Genomic DNA, 258 nt, shown 5'->3' with positions numbered 1-258 from the left:
CGATGTGCTCAACCGGTGGGGTTATTTCAACCTGTACGCCGTGCCGCCACCGCCGACGCCCAAGGGTTTCACGGCGCCGGTGATCAAGCCGTTGCGTTCCTTTCATGGCGTGATCTCGGGCTTCAAGCGTCTGTCCGGTTCCAACGACGAAGCCCGCTACGAAATTACCCTGCAACCGCGTTTCGCGCGGCTCGCACGGGGCAAGCAATTTCGCATCTACCAGCAGCAGTCGGTGCCGGAGATCGTCGAGCACATCCT

General features: G+C 61.2%; 1 protein-coding gene. It reads left to right on the top strand.

Translation table 11 applies throughout. From position 1 onward, the window contains the following. Positions 1–258, top strand: a 258-nt coding sequence (locus FHK92_RS23950) for a contractile injection system protein, VgrG/Pvc8 family (RefSeq protein ID WP_258232732.1), incomplete at both ends; no start/stop codon positions are given.

It is taken from the genome of Pseudomonas brassicacearum subsp. neoaurantiaca, assembly GCF_013608025.1.
Taxonomy (GTDB): domain Bacteria; phylum Pseudomonadota; class Gammaproteobacteria; order Pseudomonadales; family Pseudomonadaceae; genus Aquipseudomonas.
The sequence above is the reverse complement of the archived record's forward strand: the minus strand, read 5'-3'. Positions and strand labels throughout refer to the sequence as shown.